This window comes from Clostridium sp. AF50-3 (assembly GCF_003477445.1).
GTDB classification, from domain to species: domain Bacteria; phylum Bacillota; class Clostridia; order Lachnospirales; family Lachnospiraceae; genus Otoolea; species Otoolea fessa.
Genome location: NZ_QUDH01000024.1, coordinates 1 through 23,512, shown reverse-complemented (window position 1 = coordinate 23,512; position 23,512 = coordinate 1). Strand labels below are relative to the sequence as shown.

Below are 23,512 nucleotides of genomic sequence, written 5' to 3'. Positions count from 1 at the left end.
CTTTTAACGGGCTCTGCCCAACATGGATGCGTCAATCCATGAAAGGATGCTTGCGACTTCCAGTCATGAGAGGCTTCACAACAGAGATTGCAAATGCTGTAAATGCAGCTGGAGACAAGGCACAATACGATGATTGTGTGAAAAGAATATTGGCACAGAAGAATATCTTAGCGCATATTCTGGTTAAGACGGTTGACGAATTTCAGGGGATGAAGCCTGAGGATGTGGTGCCGTATATCGAAGGAGAACCTCGCATCAAGGTTCCGGCAGAACCGGGATTAACAAATGTATCAAAAACGGACGCTACTGGGCAGCGCATTGTAGGAATGAATACGGAAAACTCTGAAATCAATGAAGGGTTAATTCGGTTCGACGTGCTCTTTTATGTGCGCATGAAAAATGGGCTTTCACAAATGATTATCAATATCGAAGCCCAAAGAAACGAACCTTCCGAATACAAAATTTTAAATCGGGCAATCTTTTATGCAAGCAGACTGATATCATCACAAAAGGAAAGAGATTTTGTTAATACGAATTATGATGATATCAAACAGGTGTTCAGCATCTGGATTTGCATGAATATGAAAACCAACAGTCTGAGTCATATCCACTTGACGAAAGATGAGAAACTGAGTTCGCATGCGTGGAAAGGCAACATCGATCTACTGAATATCGTGTTAATCGGAATCACCAACGATATTCCACTGCATGATGATGACTATGAAATGCATCGCATGGTAGGAACATTGCTCTCAAGCGAACTAAGGGAACAGGAAAAACTGGATATATTAGAACGCGAATATAATATTCCAATCAGCAAAGAATTCAGAGAGGATGTGAGAAGTATGTGTAATCTGAGCGTAGGTATCGAAGAAAAAGGTGCCGAAAAGGCAAATGTCAAAGTAATTCTAAATATGCACAAGCAGGGATATACTCTAAATCAGATCGCAGCTGTGGTCGAAGTGAGTCCTGAACAAGTCGAGAAAGTGCTGAACGAGGCAAAATAAGGACTAAAAAATAGGTAAGACCCAGGATGGCAAATGAGCTATCCGAGCTTTTTCGCCTGAAAAACTTCTGTCGGTTTTTCCGACAAAAGTTCTCTAAGAAGCAACATAACATTTTTCATTTATGATCTCCCCGGATATTACGGGGAGGTCTTTTTTTGACCAAAAAGTGTTATCCGCAAAAAATTGGTGTTCTGCGTATTTGCAAACTTCCGTCACTTATGTGCAGTCTATCGCAGCATAGAATTATGGCAAAATGCCGGAGCGTATCTTGTGGCACTATCTCAAGTGTGATAAGATAATATGGTACATTATCACGTTAATTTCATGCGTGAGATATTAAGGAGGATGCTATGGCTTTTGTAGATTCTGACGGCAGGAATATTAGCTTCGAATGCTCTGTCCTGATCGATGAACTAAAACAAGATATTGCGATCATGGGTGAGGACCGAGTTGTAGCGGTGTGGTGCAAACCGTATGGGAACGTCACTCTGTATACGAATTATGATTTCATCGACGATGAAAACCCAATCACCGAACAGGAACTTAAGGACGGGGAACACATTGCGAATATGACAATGGGTGCGTTATTACCGCTTTTAGAAAAGCAAAACGCTATTTTGTGATGGAAAAATTTATGCGCACACTTGGGCAGGACGATAGTCCTGCCTTTTGTTTTCGTTAGCACTACGACCAAGAACCCCATCGCTGAAATCAGCAGGACACATCGACTAGAGCAGAACTCATCACGGGAGACAGGCGGATCTTATTTCCACCTGTTTTTTTGACCAAAAAGTGTTATCCGCAAATAGATATCCGCAAATAATCTGCGTTTTGTGCGTATTTTAAAAATGCCGCATACTGATAAAAGATGGAATAATGATTCCACGACAAAGGGGAGGCGGCCTCCATTAAAAAATAAAAAAGGAGAAAGTTTATCTGTCTGCCTGCGGATAAATCGCAAGAAACATGAAAAAGACAAAAAAACAGCTGGCAATCGCAATGGCATCCTGCCTGATGGTCGGCGCCCTTGCATTCGGTGGCACCATGGCGTACTTAACCGATACGGAAGGCGCAACCAATACCTTTACCGTTGGTAAGGTGCAGATTGATTTTGAGGAGCCGAACTATCCGGGCAATGACAGTGATACTGTTAAGAACCTGGTTCCGAACGCTGAGGTGAAAAAGGATCCGATTGTTGAGAATACCGGCGAAAACGCTGCGATCGTATTCATGACCGTTGAGGTTCCGAACGATAACGTGACCGTTGTTGCGGCAGATGGCACGAAAGGCACAAAAGGACTGACTGACCTGTTCTGGTTCAAGAAGGACGGCGATACTCAGGGAACTTTTGCAAACAACTGGAACGAGAACTGGGTTGAACTGACCGACAAGGAAACTGCAGCGACTACAGATGCAAAGACTCATAAATACGTATTTGCATACAAGACCGCAGTCGCAAAAGACGGTAAGACCGAAGCCCTGTTCGACAAGGTTCAGTTAAAGAACGTAATCGAGCGTGAAGTTGATGCCGCTACCGAGAAAATCGTTGTAAACGCATACGCGATCCAGGCAGCAGAAGTTCTGGATACTGACGGTTCCGATTTAACCGACACTCTGGATGCAACCACTCTTGGAAAGATCTATGATACTTACTTCAAGCAGAATGGCAATGCAACTGCCAACAAGGTAAAAACAGAGGCTAACACCAATAATGCTAAGGATCTGAAGGGAAACACTATCATCAAGAAGTAATCGCATTCAGAAACTTACGATTAACAACCTTCCCCGCCTTGCGGGGTTTTCTTACCAATCATATGCCGCCTCCCATGGGCGGCTGACCACCGGAGGAGGATATGAGGAAGCGAATTTATTTTATCATCCGGCCATGTGCAGCGTGCTCACGATGACGCCCTGCATGGCGTATGCCGGGGAATATACAACGGAAGTAACCAACAGCGTGACACTCGGGGATGTCTCCATTTCCCTTTCAGAATATGAACTGGATGAGGACGGTAAGGAAGTCCCGTACCAGAATGATAAACAGGTCCTGCCGGGACAGACCGTGGACAAGATTGTCCGGATTACGAACAATGCGAATGCGAGCTGGATCCGGGTGAAGGCGGAATATACGTCAGAGGAGGGCCTTGACAGTCTTTCTGATGAAGAACTGACCCTTGCAGACGGGGATTGGGAAAAGATCGGCGATTACTACTATTACAAGAAGCCGGTTGCAAAGGATGAGTCCGTAGATTTCTTAAAACGCGTGAAGATCCCAGCTTCCTGGGACAGTACCTACGCAGAAAAAGGATTCTCCATCATTCTGACCGCGGATGCCGTGCAGGAGGCAAACTTCACGCCGGACTGGAGCGCAGGTGATCCGTGGTTTGGGACCGTGATTGAAACCTGCGTCCATACATCATACGATCCGAAGCTCGCAGGTAACCAGACATTTTCCGTTATGTTCGAAAACGGTGCGGACGGTCTTGTAAAGACCGAGGAAGACTTTTTCTCCAACTGGACATCCCTCATGCCGGGCGATACGGTGAGCGGGCAGGTAGCTTTAAAGAACAATTACCGCCGGACCGTGACCATGTATTTTAAAACGGAGACCATCGCAGATGATGCACTCTTAAAAGCCCTTCATTTAGAGATCAAAAACGGGAATACGGTCCTTTATTCCGGCGCCATGGACGGTGCCATCACGGAAAAAGTAAAGATCGCGTCCCTTGCCATGAACGAGGAGGCGGTCTTAACCTATACGGTATCCGTCCCAAAGGAGTTAAATAACAGCTACGCCTTATCAAAGACCCAGACCAAATGGATCTTTTCTGCGTATATGTCGAGCTCATCCGGAGGCGGAGGCGGCGGAAGCCATAAGACCGCCGGAGGTGGATCCAATAATTACGGGCCGGGCATGACCAAGGGAACAACCGGACAGAACCAGACCGGAGAGACGGGCAGCACCGGACAGACTCCGGAACCGGGTCCCATACCCATTCCGGAACCAATCAAACAGCTGATCCCGAAACTGGGCGATTCCAACTTCTGGCAGGGTGTTTTCGTGACGGCGGCAGCAGGTCTCATTGGTATGGCAGTCTTTGGAAAGAACGAGAAAGACAAGAAAAAAGACCGGAAAAAGAAGGAGGGCAGTCATGAAGATATTCAGTAATTGTACAAAAAAAGTCCTCATTCCTGCTGCCATTGTCCTGATCGCAAGCGCCGGTGCCGGCAGTACCGCGGCATATTTCCGGCATGCTCAGACTATAAAGAATGTCCTGAGCGTTGGCGAAAGCACCATCGAAATTACGGAGGATTATGCACCGCCAAAAGAAATGCAGCAGGGTGAAAATATCTATAAAAAGAAGGTAACGGTCAAAAATACGGGAACCGTTCCGTGTTATGTTCGCGTCTATGCCGGATTCTCCGACTCAGCCGTAGAAGACGTTTCCCAGTTATATAATCCAAACGGATGGTTTGATGCGGCATCCTACCAGGATAACCTCCCGGATGGCTGGGCGTTTGTAACGCCGACAGATGATGCGGTCGTTGGGGACGGCGGATATTATTACTATACGGAACCACTGCAGCCAGGAAAGAGCACGGAACCGCTCTTTGAGAAGGTGAAGACGACATTCGCGAAGGCAGAAGACGTGCAGGACTATGAGATCATTGTCTATGCGGAATGCGTACAGACATTGGATAAGGATGGCGCGGAATTTACCGGCAGTACACCATGGAAATCTGCATGGAAGGAATTCCTAGAACGAAGATAAGAAGCTTGCAGCCATGTAGAATATACGAAAATGCAAAAGAGGATAGAGATGGCTACAACAAAATAGGAGGAATTTGTGTATGTTGGAATTCAGGCCAAAATTCCGGAGACTTCTTGCATGGATGCTGTCCGTGATCATGCTGCTTACAAGCATGCGTCTGGATGCGTTTGCAGAAGAAGCTGTTTATAAAAACTATCTGGATGGATGGAAGGTTGATGTGGCATGGAACAACCTGACACAGGCCTACGAATGGAACGCGACCGTGGATGAGGTGCGGCAGCCGAAGATCGTCGTGACCTACCGGATGGAGAATGCAGAAAAAGACTATCCGGCAGGAAGCCTGTCATTTACCATACCGGGAATAGGCGGAGTAAAGCGCTCCGGTACCGTGAAAGCGGACAAGCTGGCGGCAGACCAGGGGGATTCCGAGTGGAATTACACCTGGGATCCGATGACGGATACCTACCAGTTCACGAACAAATTCGAGGTCAAGACCGGACAGTCTGTATCCGGCGGTTTCGAACTGCTCTGGACACTGGAGGCAAGGGACTGCGAGAATGGATTTCAGATGGAAGCAGCTCCGACCTTTGCGGTGGCAGATGCGGGCAGCATTATGGCGGAACCGCTCCGGTTTTCCTTTACATCCGCCCGCGACCGTTACCGGATCCGTATGACAAGGCAGAATATTGATGGCTCTACCTACGAGAAAGAGGACAAAAACTACACCTGGTACGATTGCCGGATGTATTTTGATTATGACTGGCTGGCCAGAGGGCTTTACAGGTCCACGATGCTTATGGCCGTATCCGCAGACGGACTTTCTGATGGTGATATCATAGCCAAAGTGGGAGGAAATTATAAAACAGTAGAGACGGAAACGGTCGGCAGTCTGCAGACCTTCAATCTTTTTACAGAAAAAGATGGGGACCTGGTGACAAAATATTCGGATGGGACCAGAGATACGTATTACGTTCCGTTCCGGATTGGATTCAAAACCGATGTCCTGGAAGGCAAGGATGTTACCATTCTGGGACATTTAAGCCGGCTTTACAATGATGAGGAGGACTATACTGATATTGCAGAAGCAAATGAATGCGTAGATGTAGAGGAGACGTTCGCACTTCACGGGTACCACTTCAACCATGCAGGATACATTTATAACCAGTGGTCGATCAACTATAACCATGAGATCTATAACTGGGCAAACCGGCACGATGCACCGTTAAAAGAAGCGGACCGCTTTAATGCAACCGGGCTTTATAACGGAAAAGTGATCCCGTTCCAGTTAAGCGGTATCGCAAACCGGAACTACGCATCCGGACAGAGCGCAGGAAGATCCCGCGTAAAACGCCGTGCAGTCAGAGCGGATGTTGCGACCGGTTCTAATGCATTGGAAGCCGTATCCATTGATGGGGAAGAAACCGGAGGCACATCGGATGGCGATTACGACCGGTACTGGAAAGCAAAGTACAAAGCTGCGATTTCTGAAAACCGGGGAGTGGAGGATGAACTGGGCGATATCCCGGAAGACTGGGACGATCTGGAATGGTATGATCACGATCTGGCAAAAGAAGCGGAACTTTCCGATGGAGTGACATTCGCAGACCTTCATCCGGAAGAACTGGAACCGCCAACCGCGACCAGTTCGGATGCAGAAGAAGACGAAGACATTCTTCCGGACATCACGTTAAGTAAGGCTTCTCTGTCCGACCGTCTGAAAGGACTGTTTTCCATTACCAGTTTTGCAGCGGAAGACGCACAGAAAGCGACCCCTTCCAATGCCCGCAAAGCAGCCAGTGCAGTCTCCACACAGGCATCAGGGGATATCACGGAAGGGTCCGTAAGCAGCAGTGGGATCGGAGAAACAGGCACATACAGCCTGGCAATGGGCGATGATCAGCTGGCTGTTTATTTAAAAGACGGCACCATGCGAAACCTGACGGATGAGGAATACGACATTTCCTATGTGAAGGTTTATCAGAATAACGATTATGATACTTACGATTATGAGGTTTACGGAGCCGAATCCCAGGAAACAGCTCTGGGAGAATACAGCCTGCTGGGTACCGGAAAAACGAATGTAACGACCATTCACCAGCTTCCGGACGGGATCAAGGCAGTGTATGTCCTTGTGAAGGGGATCACGGGCTCCTATTCCTATCAGATAGAACCGGGCATCCGCCTTCATATCAACTGGCAGACGGAGCAGGATAAGGACGAATCCGAACGGATCGACCACACCGCGCGTCTGGTCAACTTTACGTACTTACGATCCCTGTATTATGATGCAGACGGCGTTCTGAAAAATGACTGTGCCACGACCACGGATAACTACGGCGGCACGTACGGCAAAGCACTTGCAGAGCGGGACGGAACCGTTTATAAAGAGCAGCTGTTAAGAGACTATTCCAATGTATGGCTGCGGGATCCGGTGACAGAATTATCCACGAATGTCGCTGTAGATGAGTTTGCCGGGGGAGGAAAAGAAGGATTTACTTCTACCGTACATGCGACCGGAACCATCAAGGCAGATACTTCCGGAAGCTTAAAGAAGTTCTCCCTGTATACAGCCGTTCCGGAAGGCATGAACGTGGATGTTGATCAGGATGAGATCACGATCAGCGGAAGCGGAACCACCCTTGACGGGCTTGAGACAGACGATTTCGCCTCCCATGCGAGCATCAGCACCACAGAGTGGAACGGGAAGACGACGATCGTTGCGGACTTTGATTTTTCCGATGACCCGTTATCAGCAGAAGAGTGCACGAAGATCCAAATGGATTTCCCGGTAAGCCTGGCCTATGCAGATTTCCTTTCTCTCGGAAATGCTTACCGCTTCGAATCCTGTGTCATGGCACATGACCAGGGTCTTGCAAAGATCACGGGAAACTCCGTCCAGAAAGATGAGTATGATCTGGATGCGGACGGCGATACCGGCGAAAAGCTCGCGTATGCGTCAAGCAGAGTCGTAGTATATGAAGACGCGACCGAATGGCGTGAGTACGTATCCAAGTACATTAAGAGCAGCTACTCAAACGGTTTCGTGAACGATACCGTGACCAGACTGTATAACGATGCGGAAGACGATACGCAGAAGGCAAAATCCGATTACCAGTACCGTCTGGATTTCGGCCTTGGCTCTTCCAACGCAAAGAACATCGTATTCTATGACCGGATCGAACAGGGTGCCAAGATCGCCACGTCCGGTACGGATAAAGACCACTACCAGACCATAAACAGCGGATGGCAGGGAACCCTCAGATCCGTGGATATATCCCAGGTGGAAAAACTGGGTATGGTCCCGACCATCCATTACTCCACGGACCCGGCACAGGACTTTGACCTGAATGATGCCGGATGGACCACCACAGAGCCTTCTGACCTGTCATCAGTAAAGAGTATCGCCGTTGAACTGGATACTTCCGGTATGCCGGACGGCCTGATGAAGACCAAACAGATGGCTTACATCCTTCTTAACATGCGGGCTCCGTCTGACCGGGATCTCATTGAGAAAAAGGCAGTCAACCAGTATACCATTACCTACGATGCGTACGGACTGACCGGACAGTATGAAACCGCTTATACGCTGGATTCTTCCGAGACCTACGTTAAACTCTTAGATAACATCGGTAAGGTGGTCCTTCAGAAGGTGGATGCGGATAATCTCACAAAGACCGATCAGGACGGAACCAAACATTACGCTTCCCTGACCGGAGCAAAGTTCCAGATCTATGACCCGAACGGAAACGCACTGTTTGCCGATGGCGGAAAAGAGCTAAATTCCATGGGACGCATCGTACTGAATAATGTACGGGCAGGGGAATATCACTGGGAAGAAGTGGAGGCTCCTCTGGGGTATCAGAAGATTTCCGGAAAGCATATCTTTACGGTAACGGACATTCCGCAGACCATCCAGATCGAAAACAAAAGGATCTTAGGAAGCGTCACGCTGACCAAGAAGGATGCGGACGATGAGACTCATAAACCGCTCGCGGGAGCAAAGTATCAGCTGTATAAATCAGACGGTACACAGGTATTTTTAAGCGAAACCGCCGGCTCCTATTCGGCAACGGACGGATCGCTGGATACCTGCGAGACAGGCAGTAACGGAACCCTGACCATTTCCGGTCTTGCGTGGGGCAGCTATTACCTGCAGGAGACACAGGCTCCGACCGGATATGACGTGAATGATACGAAGATCCCATTTGAGATCGGAAAAGACAAGTACGATAAAGACAGCAATACGATCAGCACGAGCGTGGAAGCGAAAGACCCGGAAAAGACCGCATCCATCCGGCTGACGAAATACGATGCAGTAAGCGGGAAGCCGCTGAAAGGTGCGTACTACGATGTGGCAGTAAAGAAAGCGGACGACACATACCAGAACATTTACGAATATCAGAAGACCAACGCAGCAGGAGAGCTGACCATCGAAGGACTGAAGTTTGGTCATTACCGGTTCACGGAAGTAATCCCTCCGGCTGGATACAAGCTGGCCGCTGATGCAGTGGAAACAGTCCTGGATGAGACAACGGCTGACACCATTGTGAAGATTAAACAGACCGACGAACGGAAGACTGGCTCCGTAAAGCTGATGAAACAGTCTGCGGATGGCATGCCGCTCGCAAATGCGGAATTCTCTCTTTACCGGAAAGCAAATCCAGCAGGAGATGCAGATCCGATGAAGGATAAGCTCATCCGCGAAAATCTGACAACGCTCACGGACGGAACGGCAGATACTGTTCCGAATCTGGAATGGGGCGATTATTACTTCAGTGAAACACGTGCGCCACAGGGCTACCAGAAATCGGATACACTGTTTGCATTCACCGTGGATGCTTCCAATGCGGATTCCGTACAGACCATCCATGTTTCCAATGACCGGATCCTCGGTTCTGTGACTCTGACCAAACTGGATGAAGCGACCAAGTCAAAGAAACTTGCGGGAGCACAGTTTGCTCTCCGCAAAAACGATGGCACGCTCGTAAAGGAAGGATTGGAGACCGATGCAAACGGCGTGATCGCGGTCACGGATCTGAACTGGGGTTCCTACTACTTTGAGGAAACGAAAGCGCCGGCCGGATACGGACTGAACTCCACAAAGATCCGGTTCTCCGTAAACGAGGCAAACTGTGCGGCTATGCAGCAGCTGACCTGCTATGACCCGGTCGAACAGGTGCAGATCACGATCAGGAAGAGTGTGAATGAACTTTATGAGCCGTTTGGCAATGCCGCATTCCTTTTTGAGATCCAGGGAACCGATGTGAACGGTACGTCCCACACATGGCAGAAAAGCGTGACGCTTTCCAAGAACATGCTGACCGGAGAAACGGTACTTTCCGGAATCCCGGCAGGAACCTACACCATCACGGAGAAAAATGTGGAGCGCTATCAGCTTGAAAGCGTGACCGCGGGCAAAAACGTGACCGTAGCGGGGAATACGGCAACTGCCGACCTTTCATCGGAAAAAGAAGCGGAAGTTACCTTTACCAATACGATGACCCAGTACGAAAAGTTCAGTCATGCAGCAAACGCCACAAACATGATCGATTCCAGCGTGAAGCTGACCGGCATCCAGGTCACCTATAATGGGCCTGAAACGATCGAGTCCGAAACGGAAAACAGTTATACCTTTACCGCAAAGGATCTGGAAGCAGCAGCGTTCTACGATGACGGCAGTAACAAGACCGTGGCATTTGCGGACCTGGTGTTAGATCCCGCTAAGGTAACCGGAAACAACAATTCCTCGGGTGCCGGCTATACCGTGCACATCTCTTATACGGAAGGCGGCATTACGGTTAGTGACAGCTTTAGCGTGGAGATCCATCTGCAGATTCCGCCGATCCCGTTCACGGTCACGTATGACGCGAATGGCGGCTACTTCGGGGATGATACTTCCAAAACGCAGAACCAGGTAAGTTACCTAAAAACACCCAATGCGTCGGTGAAAAAGATCGTAAAAACGGATAACGTCCGTGACGATGGAACAACCGTCAGTAGTAAGTATGGAACCGATCTGGAGAAGAATACAGTGATCACCATCCCGGGTGCGGAAAAACTGAATGTTACCATCACTTATCAGACGGAAGGTACTTTATGGGACTGGGTATGTGTGTATGCGGGAACAAACATCAAGCCAAACACAACGAACTTTAAGGAGTCTGTGAGTGGTAAACTTGGCGGTACAACAAAAACCACGGAGACGTTTGTGATTCCGGGTGATACCGTACAGATTTACTTCCACTCAGATTCAGTTATAGATGAATTTTATGGATTCTATGCGGTGATAACAGACGCTAATAGAAGAGCTGAAGTCACTGACGGAGAGGAATTACAGCCGGATCATATAAACAAAGAATTCGTAGGATGGTATACCGATAAGGCATGTACCGATGGAAATGAATTTTCTGTAGAAGATTGTTCAAAAGATGTTACCGTGTATGCGAAATGGAAGGGTTTAACAGCAACTCTGTTGAACTCTGGTTATCCTGCTGGCACACTGCATAAAAAAAGTGGAAAATATCGCAGGGACGAAAACCGAGATTACTGCATTCTTGCATTCCAATACAAAACCGACAGATGAGAATATGACGGATGCAAATGTGATATCGGACGGTAATTCTGAAACGCCAATTTATTTGTGGAGGGATGGAACAACCTTAAAATGGTGGTCGAAGGCGGAAAACGTAAATGTAGTATATTCTTTAGCATCTCTTTTCTACGGATATCAATCATTAACGGATATTAGTGGATTAGCTGATTGGAATACTGAATCTGCCACAAGTATGTCGGGTATGTTCTGGAACTGCTACAAGCTTACGGATTTGAACGCTCTTAAAAACTGGAAAACCGGCTCCGTCACGAATATGTCTGGCATGTTCCAGAGATGTGAAAGCCTTACAGATTTAAGCGCTCTGGGAAGTTGGAAAACCGGAAAAGTTACGGATATGTCGGATATGTCTGCGACTGCAATAAACTCACAGATTTGAATGCGCTTGAAAAATGGAATACGGGAGCAGTCACGAATATGATGAACATGTTCCGTAACTGCAGTAGCCTTACGGATTTGAGTGAACTTAAAAACTGGAATACTGGCTCCGTCACGAATGTGCGTTACATGTTCTACAGCTGCAGCAGTCTTACGGATTTGACCGGTCTCTCGAAGTGGGACACCGGATCCGTCACGAATATGACGGACATGTTCGTGAGCTGTAGCAGTCTTACGAATTTGAGTGCTTTGGAAAGCTGGAATACCGGATCCGTCACGAATATGACGAATATGTTCTATGGTTGCAGCGGTCTTACAAATTTGAGTGGACTTGAAGAATGGAACACCGGATCCGTCACGGATATGCAGAGCATGTTCTATGGCTGTAGCAATCTTACGGATTTAAGCAATCTTAAAAAGTGGAATACCGGATCCGTCACAAACATGTCAGCCATGTTCCATAGCTGCGGCAATCTTACGGATTTGAGTGCTTTGGAAAGCTGGAATACCGGATCCGTCACGAATGTGCGTTACATGTTCTACAGCTGCAGCAGTCTTACGGATTTGACCGGTCTCTCGAAGTGGGACACCGGATCCGTCACGAATATGACGGGCATGTTCGTGAGCTGTAGCAGTCTTACGAATTTGAGTGCTTTGGAAAGCTGGAATACCGGATCCGTCACGAGTATGACGAGCATGTTCGATGGCTGCAGAGGTCTTACGAATTTGAGTGGACTTGAAGAATGGAGCACCAGATCCGTCACAAATATGTCGCACGTGTTCTGGTATTGCCGTGGCCTTACGGACTTAAGCGCTCTTGGAAAATGGGAAACCGGATCTGTCACGAACATGAGTGGCATGTTCTATTATTGTGAAAATCTTACGAATTTGAACGGACTTTCAAATTGGGAAACCGGATCCGTCACGAGTATGACGAGCATGTTCTGGAACTGCTACAAGCTTACGGATCTGAACGCTCTTAAAAACTGGGAAACCGGATCCGTCACGGATATGTTGCAAATGTTCAGTGGCTGCAGCCGACTTACGGATTTAAGCGCTCTTAAGGATTGGAATACCGGATCCGTCACGAGTATGACGAGCATGTTCGGGTATTGCTGGAAACTTACCGATGCATCTGCTATCAATGATTGGGATATTACAAAGGTAACAGACTTTACTAAGATGTTCTATAACTGTCAATCCCACCCAACCTTCACAAAACGTGCTGGCACATGGGATAGCTCGGGTACATTCATTCCAACAACTTAGCAAGCTCTACAAGAACACGACCATTAACGGGTTCAAAGCGAGCGCGAAAGGCCGGTGGGTAGATAATAGCGGCAAAGTAAAATACAAGTAAACCAAATCCTGAATCACGAACCCCGCCGAAAACGGCGGGGTCGTGACGCAGGATAAGTCTTTTAAGAAAAGAGGAACTTTATGAAAAAATCCAGTAAGAAGCTGATTGCTTCGGTAATGGCGTGTACTTTGGTCGGAGCGCTTGCCTTCAATGGTACTTTGGCGTATCTGACAGATACGGAAGGTGCAACAAACGTTGTAACGGTCGGTAAGGTCCAGATCGATCTGGAAGAGCCTGGCTATCCGGGAAACAACAGTGATGAGGTGAAGCGTGTCATTCCAAACCAGGAGATCGTAAAAGATCCACAAGTGGAAAATACGGGCAATAACGCGGCCTTAATTTACCTGAAGGTGGAGATCCCACAGGAGAATTTCACAGAGATGAGCCTGGATGGAACACTTGGTGAAAAGAAGATGCAGGATCTGTTTGCCCTGAAGGGCCTGGACGGGGACTGGGAGCTGGTCAAGACAGAGCCTTCTACCAATGCAGATACACAGAAAACAAAGACTACCTATGTATATGCGTACCGGAAGCCGCTTGCAAAAGGCGCCACCACGTCAAAGCTGTTCGATAAGGTACAGATGAAGAATGCCATTGAGAATGACTTAAGCGGCAATGTGGAAGATATCGTGGTCACGGCATGTGCGATCCAGGCTACGGATATTCCTGGCGAGAATTTGACGGTTGACAAGGATGGATATCTAGGCACTGCCACACTGACCAGCGTATATAAGATCTTCATGAATCAGTCCGGGGATAAGGATGTCAGACCGGCCGATGACGGAAACCGGACTCAGACGGGTAAACTCGGAACGATCACTTACAATCTGGGAGATGATGCTTCCTTAAATGATGCGTTATATGAATATAGCACTGCCGATTACGGCTATGTCCCGCCGACACCAACGAGAGAAAATTATATATTTGCCGGATGGGAACCGGAACAAATTGCGGCTGATAGTGTTGGCGATATATCATTTACAGCAAAATGGGAAGCGAGCATGACTGCTACTTTAGAGACCCGTGGTCTCTACAAAAAAGTGAAAAATATTGCAGAGACGACAACCGAGATTACTGCATTCTTGCATTCCGATACAAAACCGACAGATGAGAATATGACGGATGCAAATGTGATATCGGACAGAAAGTCTGAAACGCCAATTTATCTATGGAGAGATGGAACAGCCTTAAAATGGTGGTCGAAGGCGGGAAATGTAAATGCAGGATCTGATTTGTACAGGCTTTTTGAAGGATATTCATCGTTAACGGATATCAGTGGATTGGCTGATTGGAATACCGAATCTGTCGCGACCATGGCATTCATATTCAAGGATTGCAAAGGTCTTACGGATTTAAGCGCTCTTGGAAACTGGAAAATAGGCTCTGTCACGTTTATGTCGGGCATGTTTGATGGTTGCGAAAGTCTTGTAAATTTGAACGCTCTTGAGAGCTGGAATACCGGAAATGTCATAGGTATGGATAACATGTTCTGTAACTGCATCAGTCTTACGGATTTAAGCGGTCTTTCGAAGTGGGATACCGGATCTGTCACGGATATGAATCACATGTTCGAGGTGTCCGATGACGGCAGCAAACTCACGAATTTAAGCGGGCTGGAGCGCTGGAACACTGGATCCGTCATGCATATGAGTTGCATGTTCAAGGGCCGCACCAGTCTTGCAATTTTGAATGCTCTTGAGAGCTGGAATACCGGAAATGTCATAGATATGGATAACATGTTCTGTAACTGCATCAGTCTTACGGATTTAAGCGGTCTTTCGAAGTGGGATACTGGATCTGTCACGGATATGTCGGAGATGTTCGGGAATTGCTATAAACTTACCGGTGCATCTGCTATCAACGATTGGGATATTGCCACAGTAAAAGACTTTGGGTACATGTTCACCAACTGCCCATACCACCCAACCTTCACAAAACGTGCAGGCACATGGGATGAAGACGGTACCTTTACCCCAACATCATAAGCGTCTCAAATTCTGATATACATTTCTCAGAATCAAATTATTTGATTGATTCACAGACGGGCAGCCCGAAAGGGTTGCCTGTTTTTTGTCCGATGATAGTCTAAACTCCTGTTCTTTCAGACTGTTATTATTTTTTTGCTCAGTTGCGTATTCACGGAAAAAGTTGCAATGATTCGCAGCGTATGAAGACGAGTTGCGATTTATCTCAGAAAGTTGCAAATATCGCATGTTCTATTACAAAAAATGCAACAAATGTTATGATGGTCGTGTAAAGATTTTCAGTTTTTATCATCCGGCATGGATGAGATGGTGCAGAAGCTGGCTGTGAATGACATCGTACCGAACAAGTCGTCCATTTCCAGAGTGGAAGCAGGAAAAACGAGCGAAAAGACCATGATCGAACCCGCGAAAAATTATTGTGAAGCATGTCTTCTGCCGACAGATTCTGAAAAGCCAGACGAACGTGCTTATATTGCGAACGAAATGAGCACGTTCGTCGAGAAAAGGCGAAGAAAAGGCAGACAGAAGTAAAATCTGTCCGCCATTCCTAACATTTTCCAATCTGATCGATTCATCCCACCGCCTGCGGAGGCGGGGGAATCCTCGGAAGTTATGTAAAAGGAGCGTTTTGGCATCCGGTGCCATCTATTTTCCAAGAAAGCCGGCCAGACCCGGGAGTACACCCTGGAATATGACCAAAAAGTGTTATCCGCAAAAATCGAAAGCCCGGAGCAGATGCTACATACTGAAAAGAAAAACGAAGAGAAGAGGAATATTATGAGAAAACCATACGGAAAGTTAATTTTGGTCCTGGCTGCTATGGCGCTGGTGACAGGCGGATGCCAGAAAAAGGGGAACGCGATGGAGACAGATGCATCCACGGAAGCAGCAGTAACGGAGAGTGTCACAGCAAGCGAGCCCGTTTCGGAGGAGACATGGAGCTGGCTTGTTCAGACTTACCAGTTACTGAGAGCCAATTATGAAAATGGGCAGCAGCTCGTAGAGAACGGGCTTGCCACACAGACGGAAGACCCGGAAGAGGTCATTGCTGAAGCAAAGCGTCTGCTCGATTACGGCGAACAGTGCGGGAAAGAAGATATGATGGAGGAGGACGGACAGGACCTTCTCTATGATATGGTAAATGCCTCCAACCGCCTGATGGATCTGATCGAAAAGAACGGAGGGACCGTGGTCACGATGGACGAGGTAATCGGTGGAGAAGCAGCGGCCGCACCTGTCACAGAAGCCGCGACAGAAACGGAAGGGGAAGCAGCAGCGCCGGGCGCGGAAACCGCGCAGGAAACACCGGAATCAGCACCGGATGCAGTGCAGGAGGGCCAAACAGAGCCGGAAGCAACGGAAAGCCAGACGCCGGCAGACGGACAGTAAGGAAGGAGCGGGACCATGCAGCCAGTCAGATTAAAGATCAAGCATAATGTTGCACTGTTACTGTCTGTATCCTTTCTTCCATGCTTCTTGGCCTACGGCATTACACCACAGACACCAAAGAAAGACGAAACCGTCGTGGTGGCGGAAGCGGATGCAAAAGAGGTGGCGGAAACAGGTGCGGATACCGAAGCAGCGAAGCGGAAAGCCCAGTTAAGCGGCATGTTCCGTGCTCTCTCCGACCGTGGGACGGACCGGGAACGGGCGGTAGGAGATTACAGGAAGATCGGGTTCACCTATACGGAAGAAATGTACCTGCAGTTAAGCGGAAACGATACGGTACCGGAGGACTGGCAGGAAGAAATGGCACCGCTCATGGAAGGGCTCATCGAAGAAGAAGCGGAGTTTACAGAGGAAGCAGGCACGGATGACGGCGTAGATGAGAAAGCATGGGAACCGGTCAATTCCCTGGATGCCGGACGGTATGCCTGGGCGACCGGCTCCACGGAAGAACTACCCGTAGCATTAGATGCCGCCAGGGCCGCGCAGAAACGGCTCGGATTCCCGTACTCCCAGCCAAGGAGGGACAGCGGGATCGCCTATGACTGTTCATCCCTAGTGTACTGGGCATACCGGGATGCTGGGGTGAACATCGACCCGGTAAACTGCCATACGGCAGCCAGTATCGCGGAGTATCTCGAAGGAACCGGAAGGGGTGTCGATGCCGGCGATTTAAAAGCCGGGGATCTGATCTTTTACTCGTTCAAGCAGAACGGGCGGTATAAGAACATCAGCCATGTCGCCATGGTCTGTGACGGCGGACTGATGGTGCAGGCCTCCTCCACCCTGGGACGCGTTGTCATGAGCGAGATCAGCCTCGCAAAGGCAGTTGCGATCGCAAGACCGGTATCGGAAACAACCGCAGAAGGGCAGCTGGACGATCAGACCGCTACCGGTTCGGAGGCAACTTGGACGGAGACGCTTACCAGAACGTCCGCAGGGGAAGTGGCGGAAGTGACGGAAGTGCAGGAAACTACAGCTGAATACGGCCCCGGGGTCCTCTCGCAAGAGGAAGAAACGGATGATACTCAAGCCGCAGAGACTGAGACGCAGGAATATGGCCCGGGATTTGTGACCGAAGAAGGATCCGAAACGGAAACGCAAGCCCAGCCAGAGGCAGAGGCACAGACGGAACCTTCCCCGGAAGGCGCGGGCGCGTAACCAGACTTTTCCTGGTTTATAACTATTTCGGGTTTTTCGGAATGGGCCGCACCGGGTACGATTCCATCCGGGAAACGCACGAACTATACAGAAAGGAGAAAAACATGGCAGGCTGCACGACGATAATAACGAAACAAGGGGTTATGATCACGGCGAGCGCACCGAACATTTCCTGTTCGGACGGAAAAACGTATTTCTGGTCCGGCACAACCCTGACAGCCCCATTCGGCATGAGTTCCTTTAACGTCCGCTCCTTCGAGGAGGCGGTTGGCATTGTAATCGGCTACTACGGTGGCCGGACTTATTAGGTCTCAAGACTCCTACCCCCATGGAACAGTTTCCACGGGGGTATTTTTATGCCCGTGAAGAGAGCGGCGCGTTTCCATACTGAAGGTGTATCTAACAAATCATAAGAAAAGGAGGAAATAAAAATGTACAGAAATTATGGAGACAAAAATTTTTTTGAGAACGGGATCCTTGTAGACACCGAACATTCCGACACCGTATTCCCGATGCTTTTATGCCGCCCGTACCCGGATGAGGAAGACTTATACCAGTTCGGCGAGGTAGAAGTAGATCTGGATGACTTTCAGGAGAACGGCTGGGGTGACCGGAAATCCGTCATGGATTTTCTTGGCATGACAGAAGAAACGTACGATCCGGTTCAGTTCGCAATCGGCTGCACAGAATATTTTTCCTGGGACAACTTCGGAGCAGCCTCTTACGCGTATGACTGGCAGCGCATGGACAAACAGTCCATCTGCGAGATTTTAAAGTACCGCCTGATCGCTTCCGACAACCTGGATATCGTGTGGTAGGAACGAAAAAACAAAAATAACAAAGGAGAAAAAGAAGATGAGAAACAGAATGGAAACAAACAGGACAGCCGTGGTGAAAGAACCGTGCGGGTTCCTTTCAAAGCCCCTGTCCGTCAGGGAACAGTGGATGTTATGCAATGAGGATGCATACCTGGAAGGGTTCGTAGCTGTAAACCCGGCGGAACTTGTCGTAAACGATTTAAAGGGGCTCTTAACCCTCTTATCCGAACGGCTGGTCGGTGACCCGTTTTTAAGGGATGTCACCTACCAGGCGGAAGGCGTGACCTCGTTCCACCATGTAATCGTCCGTGTGCGCGGATGCATCGATGAGTGCGAGCCGTCCGAAAAGGAAATGGATGCGATCACGGCAGAGATCTGTGACGGAATTCTCGCATTATGCAATGATGACGCGTTAAGCAAGCTCATCGGGGAGCCGGTGGACGGAAAAACAGGAAAGGAAAAGGAACAGCAGGTTTTGGCATTCCTTGAGATTTCTTCCATCTGGGACCTGATCCGGTACTATAAGACGTACGCCATGCCGGCACAGACAGGAGTTACCAGAACCGAACCAGAACCAGAGACAACAAAGACGTATCTGATTGCGGGACTCCAGTATGATCCGGAATCTTATATGACAAAGGAGGGTATGAAGCGCCTGATGAAGCTGCTTCCATCGGAAGAGTTTGAGATCTGCCATATCGACGGACATAACAATACCAGCTCCTGTTTCCTGATAGATGCAGGATTGTGGGGAGAGTTGGAAGTGAAAGACGTACAGGAATTGGAACAGTCCGTTGCCAGGATCTTAGATGACGTTAATCTGGAATCGGAGGACTGCGCCTATGAATGGCGCAATGTCCGGCTGTTTTTGGATTACTTATAGAAACAAACAAAAACATTACGGCGCGGGGATCTCCTGCGCCGGATACGAAAAAGGAGAAAAACAATGAGAACACAGCAAAACCCATACATGACCGGAGATTTTTTTACCATGATATGCAAGCAGATCGAGTTCCCAAAGATCGTGGAAACTTCCGTGCCGGATGCAAAAAGCCGCCCAATCACACGCGCAGACGGCGTGTTTTACAGCCGTATCGACCAGAACTGGACCGGAGACAGCATCCGTCTCGATGTCTGGCTGGAATATCCAGCCCCGAAGAATCGGGCTGTCCGCCTTGGAACCTTCTTAACCAGGGGCCGCGGGCCGCATGCCATGCGTGACATGGCACGGCTGATGGCTGACTTTATGTATGTGGCGGGCCGCTTTATCAAAACCCATCCGGAAGATTTCCAGTGGGAAGGTTATCGCGTGAGCGGCATCACGGAAGATGGGACCAGTTCTGGCACCGTCTACTGCGACAGGGTCTGCACGGCCATGCCACAGGTGGTGAAGCTGCTAAAAACCAACCCGTATGTCCAGTTCTTCGATGATAAGGAACAGGAAGCATGTTATTTTCGCATGGGAACAAACGGGATGCTTTCCGAATACGGGACTCTCGAAGCATGTCAGAAGGCGGCGCAGGACGCCATCCGGGAAAGCGAGGCCAAAAACCCCGCAGAATCTCCAGAAGAAGAATGCCGTCCGGAAGCGGAGGAAACTGCAAAAGAAGAAAAGGAAGAGAGTGAGAAATGACAAGAAGACAGGCAGAAAAACTGCATAACGAAGATGAGATCATGGTGAAAGAGACCGGAGAGATCTTAACGGTGCTTTCCGTAGATGTATATAACAAGATGGTCCTTGTCCACTGTGATAATGGTAATGTATACCACCACAAGGACATCCGATGACAAAAAGTAAGTACCCGGAGCCGGCAGCGAAAGCTGCTGCCCGGGTCTACATTATAAATAAAAAATAAAGAAAAACGCTTGTATATTTCTTTATTATAGCATATAATGTAGATAAGAAAGGGGTGTTGAAGATGGCACGGGCTGTAAATGTAAATTTCAAACTGGACGAAGAAGTAAAAAAGAGCATGGAGCAGGCATGTTCCGAATTAGGTCTTTCAATGAGTGCGGCGTTCACTGTGTTTGCTAAAAAAGTAGGTAGAGAAAAGCGTATTCCTTTTGAAGTATCAGTAGACCCATTTTATTCTGATAGCAATATCCGCTATTTAGAAAATATTGCGCGTGATATAAAAGACGGTAAGGCCCACTTCGCAGAGCATGATTTGATAGAGGTGGACTAATGAGGTTGCTATGGGAAGATAGAGCATGGAGCGATTACCTGTACTGGCAAACGCAGGACAAGAAAACTCTGAAAAGAATTAACGGACTTATCAAGGATATCCAAAGAAGTACTTTTGAGGGTATTGGAAAACCCGAACCACTAAAAGAAAATCTGAGAGGTATGTGGAGCAGGCGTATTGACGATGCCAATAGAATTGTTTATTTTGAGAAAGATGAGATAATCTATATTGTTTCATGCAAAGGGCATTACGAAGATTAAAAAGAGGACGGGCAACCGCCCTCTTTTTTGGGCTTTTATTCAGGTGCGAAACCATGAAAATATTAACTGGATTATGCCGAAAAAACAGATCAAAATGCGTTTTTGCCCCGTTCACAACATGCCGGAAACACATACTGTTACTGTAATCAAAACAAATATAGGAAATGAGAGGAGAAAAAATATGTTAATCAGAGAATTTGTCCAGAATCCAGCGTTTGATGTAAATTGTTATGTCAAAATTTTTGACTGCACGAAAAAAGCGGGATGGAAGGGAAAGATTCCGGTATATGATGGACCCGGTTCCCCGGTATACGCTCCCGAAGACATCCTTTCCATGGAGCTGTCTCGCGTAACGACCGACCAAAACGACATCATTTTGGAGGGAATCCGCAAGGACAGGGCTGTGCCAGAGGAAGAACCGGAAGCGCAGCTGAAGGGGCATAAGGAAGAAGTGCAAAAAGCGCTGCAAGCACTTTATGATGCAGCATATCAAGTCAACCAGATTACAGACGAAGATGACTATGAACAGTTTCCAGATCTGTTGGATGAAAGCGCAAACGTCACCAACGAGTTCAAAAACCTGGGCATCGTGGAGGACGGCATTGTATCCTTATGATGCGGAAAATGGAGAAATGCACAAAAAATCGGGTAGCAAATTACAAGTATCCGGGACCAGTAGCGAAAGCTGCTGCCCGGGTATTTTTTTTGCCGGAAACAGATCACGAACTGTTCAAAAGCTGCGTCCAGGTTCAGGGCGGTATTGGCCAGGGCAAGGGAATCCACTTCGTTTAAGAAGAAGCATTCATCCAGGTCCTTATAATCCGCCGGTGTATTATTCAGGACATGGCCGATCTCCGCGTACAGAGTATTATGGTCCCCCAGCATCCGCTTCCAGATACCGGCAGCACCCAAATGTTTTATCTTCCTGGGCCGCATCCTGTTCTGACGGAACTCCGTAGAACCGGTAAGCGACCAGTTCGCAGGCTGCGTCCTTTTTCTTACGCTTTGCCATCTGTACTCCTCCCTTCCAGAAATCGTTACACCATCAGTATGGAGTATATTTTCAGACGGCATTTTTGCGGATAACACTTTTTGGTCAAAAAAGACAGACAGAAATAAAATCTGTCCGTCCTTCATCCTATTTTCTAATCTAATCGATTCATCCCACCACCTGCGGAGGCGGGGGAATTCTCGGAACTTATGTTAAAAATAACTTGCAGGCTATCTTGAAATTTAGTTGCACACATGTTAAAATTTAAGTGCCGGAAGGTGTAATCCTTTCCCAATCAGAATGATTGGACGTCTGCATAAGGAGCGTGCAGTGTTGCTTTTCGGGCAACATATAAAAACTGCCACCATCGGAAACACCCGCAGAAGATTTTTCTTCTGATATGTCAAGTGAGTGAGAGGCTCACATGTTGGGGCAGCAACATTATAAACTGAAATACAATGGGCGGCTGTGTTATACACAACCGCCCATTTACGTGGAGAAAAGTATGATTTATGATTCGACAAAAGAGTTACTATCCATTGCAATCAAAGAATATGATAAATTGGCTGGAAAAGAATTTCTGATTGGCTGCAGCATAAGTGACGTCCTCTCATGACTAAAGCCACGAGCTTCCCGGTGAGAGCTTCTCACGGAAAGACATCGTTTCCATAGATTGAGACTTCCCTTATTTTCCGAGCATCACCATTCCCGAAGAATGGATATAGCCCGGGTTTTCCGGGTTCGGGGGATGCGTTCGGTCCGGGACCTAATGGCTGACTCCGCGGGAGTACGCCGGACTCCCAGGATATAGGAATAGTTTACGGGTTCCTCGTGACAGGTTTACGGATTACGTTTTTACTTCAAGTCCATATTTAAAATCCAAAGCACTGCGGCATACTCTGCCCGGTACTTTTCATAAATTATATCCATATAACTCCTAGTATAATAAAAAGCCTTACAGAGAAATGTCTGCAAGGCTTTTTATTCTTTTGAAATACAACTTTCTTTCGCCGAAGCTAAGATGGATTATGGTAAGCTGCCACCTTTCTCGAACCTCCACAGTCACCGCCTTCCACCACGGGTTCTGCTTCATTGGTAAGGAAAGCATTTTTATGAGTATGCGTCTCAAAAGGTTTCCCTTCATTTATTATAATATATCATAATATTGTAATTGTCAACTTTCCTTTTTTATTTACAGCATGGCACAAGAATGCTCGTGACTTTAGTCGTGAGATGAATTGTGCCAGCTTTTTTCTTTTGTACTCTTATCTAACCAAATGAATCAATGCTTTTTATCATTTCGACCAAAAAGTGTTATCCGCAAAAAGCCAAGATCTTAAGATGCGACATACTGATGGTAAATCTTGAAAGGAGGGAACACATGCATACCGTACAGATCTTATTAAATACCAAAACCTGTTCCCAGGCAATGGAAAAACGCTTCCGTGCCATGACCCATATCCATAACGTCTGCGTCAAACACGGAAATAAGCTCTTATCCCGTTTGGAACATGATAAGACATACCAGGATGCTATG

General features: G+C 47.8%; 21 protein-coding genes. 20 read left to right on the top strand and 1 reads right to left on the bottom strand.

The window, feature by feature from the left end:
• Positions 1 to 38: 38 nt before the first annotated feature.
• The 20 genes from DW085_RS17625 (at position 39) to DW085_RS17535 (ending at position 21,600) form a co-directional block, all read left to right on the top strand.
• The gene (locus tag DW085_RS17625) at positions 39 to 1,007 is read left to right on the top strand and encodes an Rpn family recombination-promoting nuclease/putative transposase (protein WP_243034083.1); all 969 of its coding nucleotides are present in this window, start codon (positions 39 to 41) and stop codon (positions 1,005 to 1,007) included.
• Between the two features lie 350 nt (positions 1,008 to 1,357).
• Positions 1,358 to 1,630 carry a hypothetical protein gene (locus tag DW085_RS17620; RefSeq protein WP_118494178.1) on the top strand — a complete coding sequence of 91 codons (273 nt, stop codon included), beginning with the start codon at positions 1,358 to 1,360 and terminating at the stop codon, positions 1,628 to 1,630.
• 343 nt (positions 1,631 to 1,973) lie between these two features.
• Positions 1,974 to 2,759, top strand: coding sequence for a SipW-dependent-type signal peptide-containing protein (locus DW085_RS17615; RefSeq protein ID WP_118494175.1), 786 nt, complete (start codon positions 1,974 to 1,976; stop codon positions 2,757 to 2,759).
• A 151-nt stretch (positions 2,760 to 2,910) separates the two neighbouring features.
• Complete coding sequence (locus DW085_RS17610; protein WP_147353991.1) at positions 2,911 to 4,176, top strand: hypothetical protein; 1,266 nt, start codon at positions 2,911 to 2,913, stop codon at positions 4,174 to 4,176.
• On the top strand, positions 4,160 to 4,780 hold the full coding sequence (locus DW085_RS17605; protein ID WP_118494170.1) for a hypothetical protein: 621 nt from the start codon (positions 4,160 to 4,162) through the stop codon (positions 4,778 to 4,780). The genes DW085_RS17610 and DW085_RS17605 overlap by 17 nt, the downstream gene beginning before the upstream one ends.
• A gap of 79 nt (positions 4,781 to 4,859) precedes the next feature.
• Entirely contained in the window at positions 4,860 to 11,363 is a 6,504-nt protein-coding gene (locus DW085_RS17600) for a SpaA isopeptide-forming pilin-related protein (protein WP_118494167.1), read from the top strand.
• 4 nt (positions 11,364 to 11,367) lie between these two features.
• A complete protein-coding gene (locus DW085_RS17595) occupies positions 11,368 to 11,769 on the top strand; it encodes a BspA family leucine-rich repeat surface protein (RefSeq protein ID WP_147353990.1) in 402 nt (133 codons plus the stop codon).
• A complete protein-coding gene (locus DW085_RS17590) occupies positions 11,703 to 13,037 on the top strand; it encodes a BspA family leucine-rich repeat surface protein (RefSeq protein ID WP_118494161.1) in 1,335 nt (444 codons plus the stop codon). Before DW085_RS17595 ends, DW085_RS17590 begins: the two co-directional genes overlap by 67 nt.
• A gap of 171 nt (positions 13,038 to 13,208) precedes the next feature.
• Positions 13,209 to 15,113, top strand: a complete 1,905-nt coding sequence (locus tag DW085_RS17585; protein WP_118494158.1) for a BspA family leucine-rich repeat surface protein — start codon at positions 13,209 to 13,211, stop codon at positions 15,111 to 15,113.
• 306 nt (positions 15,114 to 15,419) lie between these two features.
• The gene (locus DW085_RS17580) at positions 15,420 to 15,644 is read left to right on the top strand and encodes a hypothetical protein (protein WP_147353989.1); all 225 of its coding nucleotides are present in this window, start codon (positions 15,420 to 15,422) and stop codon (positions 15,642 to 15,644) included.
• Positions 15,645 to 15,890: 246 nt separating this feature from the next.
• Positions 15,891 to 16,502 (top strand): 2-hydroxyacyl-CoA dehydratase family protein, encoded by a 612-nt coding sequence (locus DW085_RS17575; RefSeq protein ID WP_147353988.1) that lies wholly within the window; start codon positions 15,891 to 15,893, stop codon positions 16,500 to 16,502.
• 15 nt (positions 16,503 to 16,517) lie between these two features.
• The gene (locus DW085_RS17570; RefSeq protein WP_118494149.1) at positions 16,518 to 17,720 is read left to right on the top strand and encodes an NlpC/P60 family protein; all 1,203 of its coding nucleotides are present in this window, start codon (positions 16,518 to 16,520) and stop codon (positions 17,718 to 17,720) included.
• A gap of 104 nt (positions 17,721 to 17,824) precedes the next feature.
• On the top strand, positions 17,825 to 18,028 hold the full coding sequence (locus tag DW085_RS17565) for a hypothetical protein (RefSeq protein ID WP_118494146.1): 204 nt from the start codon (positions 17,825 to 17,827) through the stop codon (positions 18,026 to 18,028).
• Between the two features lie 123 nt (positions 18,029 to 18,151).
• Positions 18,152 to 18,538: a hypothetical protein gene (locus DW085_RS17560; protein WP_118494143.1), complete on the top strand. Its 387-nt coding sequence runs from the start codon at positions 18,152 to 18,154 to the stop codon at positions 18,536 to 18,538.
• 37 nt (positions 18,539 to 18,575) lie between these two features.
• The gene (locus DW085_RS17555; protein WP_118494140.1) at positions 18,576 to 19,421 is read left to right on the top strand and encodes a hypothetical protein; all 846 of its coding nucleotides are present in this window, start codon (positions 18,576 to 18,578) and stop codon (positions 19,419 to 19,421) included.
• 63 nt (positions 19,422 to 19,484) lie between these two features.
• Positions 19,485 to 20,171, top strand: a complete 687-nt coding sequence (locus tag DW085_RS17550; RefSeq protein WP_118494137.1) for a hypothetical protein — start codon at positions 19,485 to 19,487, stop codon at positions 20,169 to 20,171.
• Entirely contained in the window at positions 20,168 to 20,326 is a 159-nt protein-coding gene (locus tag DW085_RS19340) for a hypothetical protein (protein ID WP_182430944.1), read from the top strand. The genes DW085_RS17550 and DW085_RS19340 overlap by 4 nt, the downstream gene beginning before the upstream one ends.
• 131 nt (positions 20,327 to 20,457) lie before the next feature.
• Positions 20,458 to 20,724 (top strand): type II toxin-antitoxin system RelB/DinJ family antitoxin, encoded by a 267-nt coding sequence (locus DW085_RS17545; RefSeq protein WP_118494135.1) that lies wholly within the window; start codon positions 20,458 to 20,460, stop codon positions 20,722 to 20,724.
• Entirely contained in the window at positions 20,724 to 20,984 is a 261-nt protein-coding gene (locus DW085_RS17540) for a Txe/YoeB family addiction module toxin (RefSeq protein ID WP_118494132.1), read from the top strand. Before DW085_RS17545 ends, DW085_RS17540 begins: the two co-directional genes overlap by 1 nt.
• Before the next feature lie 181 nt (positions 20,985 to 21,165).
• Complete coding sequence (locus DW085_RS17535; RefSeq protein WP_147353987.1) at positions 21,166 to 21,600, top strand: hypothetical protein; 435 nt, start codon at positions 21,166 to 21,168, stop codon at positions 21,598 to 21,600.
• Positions 21,601 to 21,852: 252 nt separating this feature from the next.
• On the opposite strand, the gene DW085_RS19335 is transcribed toward DW085_RS17535, so the two are convergent.
• Positions 21,853 to 21,996, bottom strand: a complete 144-nt coding sequence (locus DW085_RS19335; RefSeq protein WP_182430943.1) for a hypothetical protein — start codon at positions 21,994 to 21,996, stop codon at positions 21,853 to 21,855.
• Positions 21,997 to 23,512 lie beyond the last annotated feature (1,516 nt).

Coding starts and splice junctions, on each gene's coding strand:
- DW085_RS17540 (WP_118494132.1), top strand. CDS start 20,724: ATGAGGTTGCTATGGGAAGATAGAGCATGGAGCGATTACCTGTACTGG.
- DW085_RS17615 (WP_118494175.1), top strand. CDS start 1,974: ATGAAAAAGACAAAAAAACAGCTGGCAATCGCAATGGCATCCTGCCTG.
- DW085_RS17585 (WP_118494158.1), top strand. CDS start 13,209: ATGAAAAAATCCAGTAAGAAGCTGATTGCTTCGGTAATGGCGTGTACT.
- DW085_RS17605 (WP_118494170.1), top strand. CDS start 4,160: ATGAAGATATTCAGTAATTGTACAAAAAAAGTCCTCATTCCTGCTGCC.
- DW085_RS17555 (WP_118494140.1), top strand. CDS start 18,576: ATGAGAAACAGAATGGAAACAAACAGGACAGCCGTGGTGAAAGAACCG.
- DW085_RS19340 (WP_182430944.1), top strand. CDS start 20,168: ATGACAAGAAGACAGGCAGAAAAACTGCATAACGAAGATGAGATCATG.
- DW085_RS17575 (WP_147353988.1), top strand. CDS start 15,891: ATGAGAAAACCATACGGAAAGTTAATTTTGGTCCTGGCTGCTATGGCG.
- DW085_RS17610 (WP_147353991.1), top strand. CDS start 2,911: ATGACGCCCTGCATGGCGTATGCCGGGGAATATACAACGGAAGTAACC.
- DW085_RS17570 (WP_118494149.1), top strand. CDS start 16,518: ATGCAGCCAGTCAGATTAAAGATCAAGCATAATGTTGCACTGTTACTG.
- DW085_RS17625 (WP_243034083.1), top strand. CDS start 39: ATGAAAGGATGCTTGCGACTTCCAGTCATGAGAGGCTTCACAACAGAG.
- DW085_RS17535 (WP_147353987.1), top strand. CDS start 21,166: ATGTTAATCAGAGAATTTGTCCAGAATCCAGCGTTTGATGTAAATTGT.
- DW085_RS17600 (WP_118494167.1), top strand. CDS start 4,860: ATGTTGGAATTCAGGCCAAAATTCCGGAGACTTCTTGCATGGATGCTG.
- DW085_RS19335 (WP_182430943.1), bottom strand. CDS start 21,996: ATGGCAAAGCGTAAGAAAAAGGACGCAGCCTGCGAACTGGTCGCTTAC.
- DW085_RS17565 (WP_118494146.1), top strand. CDS start 17,825: ATGGCAGGCTGCACGACGATAATAACGAAACAAGGGGTTATGATCACG.
- DW085_RS17620 (WP_118494178.1), top strand. CDS start 1,358: ATGGCTTTTGTAGATTCTGACGGCAGGAATATTAGCTTCGAATGCTCT.
- DW085_RS17545 (WP_118494135.1), top strand. CDS start 20,458: ATGGCACGGGCTGTAAATGTAAATTTCAAACTGGACGAAGAAGTAAAA.
- DW085_RS17550 (WP_118494137.1), top strand. CDS start 19,485: ATGAGAACACAGCAAAACCCATACATGACCGGAGATTTTTTTACCATG.
- DW085_RS17580 (WP_147353989.1), top strand. CDS start 15,420: ATGGTGCAGAAGCTGGCTGTGAATGACATCGTACCGAACAAGTCGTCC.
- DW085_RS17595 (WP_147353990.1), top strand. CDS start 11,368: ATGACGGATGCAAATGTGATATCGGACGGTAATTCTGAAACGCCAATT.
- DW085_RS17560 (WP_118494143.1), top strand. CDS start 18,152: ATGTACAGAAATTATGGAGACAAAAATTTTTTTGAGAACGGGATCCTT.